The sequence below is a fragment of the Streptomyces sp. RP5T genome (genome assembly GCF_003933965.1).
Taxonomy (GTDB): domain Bacteria; phylum Actinomycetota; class Actinomycetes; order Streptomycetales; family Streptomycetaceae; genus Streptomyces.
In genome coordinates this window covers 1-5656 of sequence record NZ_RSAJ01000535.1, presented here as the reverse complement: position 1 = coordinate 5656, position 5656 = coordinate 1, and the positions used below count along the sequence as shown (strand labels likewise).

Genomic DNA, 5656 nt, shown 5'->3' with positions numbered 1-5656 from the left:
GTCCTGGTCCCGGCCCACCGCGCTGCTCGCGGACGCCCTGGTCAACGGCCGTGCCCACGAGGTCGTGGGCCAGGCCCACCAGGTGCTCAAGGACCGCGGTCCCAGCTACGACCTCACCTGGCCGGAGGAGCCCGCGCTGCTCGCGCTCGGCGTGCTGCTGTGCACCGACTCGCCGGACACCCCGGCCTGGTGCGACCGTCTGCTGCGTGAGGGCCACACGCCGTACTCGCCGACCTGGATGGGCCTGCTCTCGGCCACCCGTGCGGAGGCCGCGCTGCGTCTCGGCGATCTGACCGGCGCGGTCGAACACGCCCAGCAGGCCCTCAACCACATCAGCCCGAACGCCTGGGGGGTCGCGGTCGGCGGCCCACTGGGCAGCCTGGTGCTCGCCACCACCCGCATGGGCCACTACGACGAGGCGGGCGCGTACCTGACCCGGACCGTCCCCAAGCCCATGTTCGACACCCGCTACGGGCTGCACTACCTGCACGCCCGCGGCCAGTACCACCTGGCCGCCGGCCACCACCACGCGGCCCTCGCCGACTTCCTCGCCTGCGGCGACCGGATGCGTGCCTGGGGGATCGACGTCCCCGGTGTCGTGCCCTGGCGCACCGGTGCCGCCGAAGCGTGGCTGGAGCTCGGCAACCGCGAACAGGCCTCCCGGCTCGCCTACGACCAGCTCGGCCGGCCCGGTGCCAACGGCGCCCGCGCCCGCGCCGGAGCGCTGCGGGTGCTCGCGGTGGCCGGCCCGGCGACCCGGCGGCCCCAGATGCTCTCCGAGGCACTCGACCTGTACGAGCGCTGCGGCGACCGCTACGAGCAGATCCGTGTGCTGGCCGACCTGGGGGCCGCCTACCACGAGCTGGGCGACAACCGCCGGGCCCGTACCCATGTCCGGCGGGCCCGCCATCTGGTCGCGCTGTGCGGCGCGGCCCCGCTCAGCGACGGGCTGCTGTCCTTCCAGGACGAGGCCGAGGAGCCGGCCACGGCACCGGGGGCGCCGGTCGGCGACAACGGTCTGCTCACCGACTCCGAACGCCGGGTCGCCGCGCTCGCGGTCGGCGGGTACACCAACCGGGAGATCGCGGCGAAGCTGTTCATCACGCCGAGCACGGTCGAGCAGCACCTCACCCGCGTCTACCGCAAGCTGGGCGTGCGCTGCCGCAAGGACCTGCCGGTCGAACTGGCCACGAGCGTGTCCGAGGCGATCCTGGCGCAGGAAGCGTGACGGGGCGGGGCGGGCCCCCGTCGAAGGCCCGCCCCGCCCTGTGCCCTGCCGTCGCTCAGCCGAGCCGTGCGCTCGCCGCCTGCCGCCGGTACCACGGCAGCCCCGCGACCAGCCCGGCGCCGAAACCGGGTCCGGGCTCGATGCCCAGCCGCTCCCAGACACGATTGCTCTCGTAGTAGTGGTCGTCGGTGAGCAGTGCGTGCTGATGGTGCGTCAACTCCGGGAGCACCCGGGAGGACAGCTCCCAGTGCGCGGTTCGTGACAGGTCCGCCGAGGGGGTCGGCAGACCGAAGCCCTGACACAGCTTGGTGCCGACCGAACGCGCGGTCACCGGACGTGGATGGTTGACGTGGTAGACGGTGCCCCGGTCGGCCTCCGTCCATCCGCAGCGGGTGAACCCAGCGACGATCCGGGCGAGTTCCTGGACGCTGACGAGAGAACTGCGGCCCCGTCCGCCCTCCGCCCAGACCGGGACCTTGCGCAGCAGCCGCAGCAGCAGCGGTACGAACCAGCGGTCGCCGGGGCCGTAGACCAGGTTGGGCCGCAGGACGATCCCGCCCCGCTCGCGCACCGCCTCCTCGGCCCGCAGCCGGGACGCGCTGGCCGCCGACACCGGCGCCGGCGTCAGCCGGCCCTCCGGCACACCCCGGTGCGGGCCGGTGCCGTAGACCGAGGTGGTCGAGACGTACAGCAGCCGCGAGCGGCGGGCCGCCCGGGCCAGGGCCCGGGTGCCCTCGGCGTTCACGGCCTCGCACAGTGCCGGGTCCCGGCCGACGTAACTGGCCAGGTGGAGCACCGTGTCCACGCCCTCGGCGCAGTCGCGCAAGCTCTCGGGAACCGTGAGATCGCCGGGTATCCTCCGCGCACCCGCCGACGTCATCCACCCGGGAAGCTCGCGCCGCGACAGTATGTGCAAGTCGGCGGCCGGGGTTCCGGTGGGGGTCGGTCTCAGCAGCTCCCGTACGACGGCGCCGCCGATGAATCCCGTACCGCCCACGACGAGCACGGTCGGGCGTTTGCTCGTCGTCTCAGACAAGGATCTGCACCTCGCAGGTCGCGGCCGTGGCGCCACCCTGGTTGAAGCTGACCGAGACCGCGTGCGGGCCGCCGCCGGGGGCGGGGCGCGGGGTGGCGGTCACCAGGCAGGCGCTGTCGAACTCGACGTACTTCTGGTAGGCCGAGTCGCAGGCGACCATGAGTCCGTCGGGCGTGCCGAGGGCGGCGAGCGCGGACTGCCGGGCGGCCTCCATCACCACCATGCCGGGGACGTGGTCGACCGGGTGGTCGAAGAGCACCGGGTGGTCGCTGTCGTAGCGCAGGGTCCACACGCGGTCCACCTTGGTGACGCCGAGGACCACGTCGAAGTCCGAGGTGCGGCCCACGAGGCCGGGTATGACCGCGTCCGGCACCGGCAGTCCGGGCTCGTTGTCCGCGCGCTCGCCGCGCAGCCTGCGGTAGGCGGCCTCGGGCACGCACTGCGCGGAGATCGCGCCGGATCCCACCAGCTCGCCGTCCCGCAGGCAGTCGACCTGGAGGTCCATGGCTCCGATGGTCCGGCCGCGGCGCTTGATGTTGTGGCACCGGATGTCCAGCAGGATGTGCGCCGGGCGCTCGGTGAGCAGGGCGCCCTCGGCCTCGATGCGGTAGTCGAGGCTGCTGGAGAGGAACTTGTGGCCCATCGGCACGTCGTAGGCCTGGTGGGCGATCACCAGCAGCGCCTGGCGAATCGATTCGGCAAGCAGCATCGGGTCGTGCCAGCGGCCGGCGACCCGGCCGTAGTAGGAGTGGCTGCGCGGCCACTGGACGCCGACCCGGAAGTGGTCGTCACTGACGCGCTGGAGTCCCGTCGCGAGGACCTCGGACACGGCGGCACGGTGGACGATGGTGCGCGGAACGGACTGGAGGAAGAGCTCGGGGGCGTCGAACGACACGGAATCCGTCTGGTCAAGGAGCGGGGAAACGCGCATGATTTGCCTCCTGAGAACGTGTTTGAGCAGGACAAACGTCGAGCTGGACGTACTAGAGGCCCGATGGGGCGCCGCGGCGAAACAGTACCAGTTAGTTGGTTTTTTGTGGGGGGAGAAGGCAAACTGGTGAAGGTTCACGGAGAAGGGGTTGGTGGCATGGCCAGGCAGGAACGCGCGGAGGTCACTCGGGCGGCCATTCTCGACGGGGCGGCACGCGCCTTCGACGCGGAGGGATACCACGGGACGACACTCGGGGACATCGTCAAAGAGGCGGGGGTGACGAAGGGGGCCCTCTACTTCCACTTCGCGTCGAAGGAGGAGCTCGCCCAGGCCCTCATCGACGAACAGTTCTCCGTCCTGGATCCGACGACGGGAGACGAGAAGCCCGGGGTGCAGACCGTCATCGACACGCTGCACACCATGGCGCGGCAGCTGGTCGACGACGTCCGGGTGCGGGCCGGCATCCGGCTGGTCATCGACCGGAGCTCCAAGACGGGCATCGTCAGCGAGCCGTACACCCGGTGGATCGAGCTCTTCCGGGGCTGTCTGGTGCACGCCCAGGAGCGGGGGGACGTCAAGGCGGACGTCGACCCCGGCCGGGTGGCCCGGCTCATCGTCGGCTCCTGGACCGGACTCCAGCTCAGCTCCCAAGTGCTCACCGGCCGCGCGGACTTGAGCGAGGAGACCACCCTCATGTGGGAGCTGCTGCTGCCCAGCATCGTCCCCCCGCGCAGGCTGTCCCGCTTCCACCCGGAGGGCAGCGTCCGCACCGACCTGCGCGAACTGGTCGGCGTCGAGTAGGAGAGGGGCGGGGGCCACGCCGACCCCGGACTGCACACCGGGCCGGCCTCCGCAGGCGCGCCCGCACACCCTCGGCGTCGCGGGAAGCCACCCCGATCGCGAGCTGCCACCAGGGACGGCCTCCGCAGGCGCGCCCGCATATCCCCGGAGTCGCGGCCGGTGCCTGTCGCGGGGGCCCGCACCGACCGTGGGCTGCCGCCCGGACGGTCCCTGCCGACGCGCCCGCACGCGCCTGCCGACGGCCTACCTGTGGGTCATTCCGTTGCGGTCGTCACCGATTTGCAGGTGCGTCACCCGCACCGAAACCTGAACGGCCTCTGCGGGTGCGCCCCGGCATGCCGTCCCGGTTGACCCCGGCCCGCCCCGCGTTCGCGAAGTCCGGCGAGCCGCCCAGGCTGGTCGTCGATGAGCACGGCCACGACCTCGTACACACAGGGAGCGGGCAGCCTCCGGTCATCCTCACCTCACCGTGTCCGTCTCCGGTCGTCAGGTGGAGTCCGTCGTGGACTGGGCCCGCGCTGACCCGTGACCGCGGCGCACGCAGGCCCGGCGCTGTCGTCCGGGCGCCCCAGCACGTCACCCCACCTCGCTGTCGCTCAGAGGGGGAGGGCCCGTCCGGGGGCCCGGCAGGTGCCGTGCCGGATGTCACCCCACCTCGCAGGGTTCCGGTTCCCGGGTGCGCAGGGTGAGGGTCGGGTCCGCGGCTGCGAAGGCCGCGAGCAGGACGTCCCACAGGTCGGTGACCTGCTGAGCCGTCTCCGGGGTGTGGATCCCGCGCGCGATGAGCGACTCCACCGAGAACAGAGTCACCATGGCGACCACCCGCTCCGCCCCGCCGGGCACCTGCTCCCGCAGTTCCCCGTGCGCGGCCGCGTCCGCGAGCAGCCGCTCGACCGCGCCGTACCAGAGGCCGTAATGGTCGAACTCCGGTTCCCGGCCCGGCCATTCACGATGGAACCGCAAGGCCGTCCGCACCGTCGACTCGGTGTGCAGCAGCCGGTTGAGGCCGTGCGTGAGATCGATCAGTCGCTGCAGCGAGGACGTGCCGGTCAGGCAGGACGAGTCGATCAGGTCCTCCAGCAGTCCCCGCGAATGCTCCATGACCGCGTCGGCGACCTGCTTCTTGGACGCGAAGTGAAAATAGAACGCCCCCTTGGAGACGCCCGCCGTGCGCGTGATGTCGTCGAGGCTCGTCCCGCTGTACCCGTTCTCCTCGAACCGGTCGGCGGCGGCCGAGATGATCCGCCGCAGTGTGCGCTCCGCGCGCTCCTGCTTGACCATCCGAGTACTCCCTCGCTCCATGTCCCCCGTCTGCTTCTGGCCCCACGCCCACCATTGTAAAACCGGTCGACTGGTATGAACCCCCTGGGTGGCTCAACTCTATTTACTCCCGGTCGAGATCGGCCACACCGCCGCGCCACCGATTGTCCGGATGTTGTTCAGGATCCCGCCCCGACAGCCGTCCGAGCGGCCGCCCTGAGCGCCACCGCCGCGTCCGCCACCAGCGCCGGGTCCACCGCGGTCGCCGCCGTGATCAGCCGTTTTCCCTGGGCGAGATCGCGCGGCCGGTCCACCGTCAGCACCGCCGTCACCCGATCCCCGCGCAACCAGCACACACTCCACCCGCCGTCCCCGTCCGGCACCCCGCGCCGCACCACCG

At 72.0% G+C, this 5656-nt stretch carries 6 protein-coding genes; 2 read left to right on the top strand and 4 right to left on the bottom strand.

Annotated elements, in window-relative coordinates; genetic code table 11:
• Window positions 1-1228 (top strand): LuxR C-terminal-related transcriptional regulator (locus EHS43_RS35630; RefSeq protein ID WP_221740792.1); only part of this gene is annotated, 1228 nt, incomplete at its 5' end.
• Window positions 1229-1283: 55 nt separating this feature from the next.
• Here EHS43_RS35630 and EHS43_RS35625 read toward each other — a convergent pair.
• Both EHS43_RS35625 and EHS43_RS35620 read right to left on the bottom strand, forming a co-directional pair.
• A complete protein-coding gene (locus EHS43_RS35625; protein ID WP_185806556.1) occupies window positions 1284-2264 on the bottom strand; it encodes an NAD(P)-dependent oxidoreductase in 981 nt (326 codons plus the stop codon).
• A complete protein-coding gene (locus EHS43_RS35620; RefSeq protein ID WP_125194760.1) occupies window positions 2257-3195 on the bottom strand; it encodes a ScbA/BarX family gamma-butyrolactone biosynthesis protein in 939 nt (312 codons plus the stop codon). Before EHS43_RS35620 ends, EHS43_RS35625 begins: the two co-directional genes overlap by 8 nt.
• A gap of 156 nt (window positions 3196-3351) precedes the next feature.
• On the opposite strand from EHS43_RS35620, the gene EHS43_RS35615 reads away from it, so the two are divergent.
• Entirely contained in the window at window positions 3352-3996 is a 645-nt protein-coding gene (locus EHS43_RS35615; RefSeq protein ID WP_125194759.1) for a ScbR family autoregulator-binding transcription factor, read from the top strand.
• Window positions 3997-4641: 645 nt separating this feature from the next.
• On the opposite strand, the gene EHS43_RS35610 is transcribed toward EHS43_RS35615, so the two are convergent.
• On the bottom strand, window positions 4642-5277 hold the full coding sequence (locus EHS43_RS35610; protein WP_125194758.1) for a ScbR family autoregulator-binding transcription factor: 636 nt from the start codon (window positions 5275-5277) through the stop codon (window positions 4642-4644).
• A gap of 158 nt (window positions 5278-5435) precedes the next feature.
• The coding region (locus EHS43_RS35605) for an oxidoreductase C-terminal domain-containing protein (RefSeq protein ID WP_312023464.1) at window positions 5436-5656 on the bottom strand (221 nt) is incomplete at its 5' end.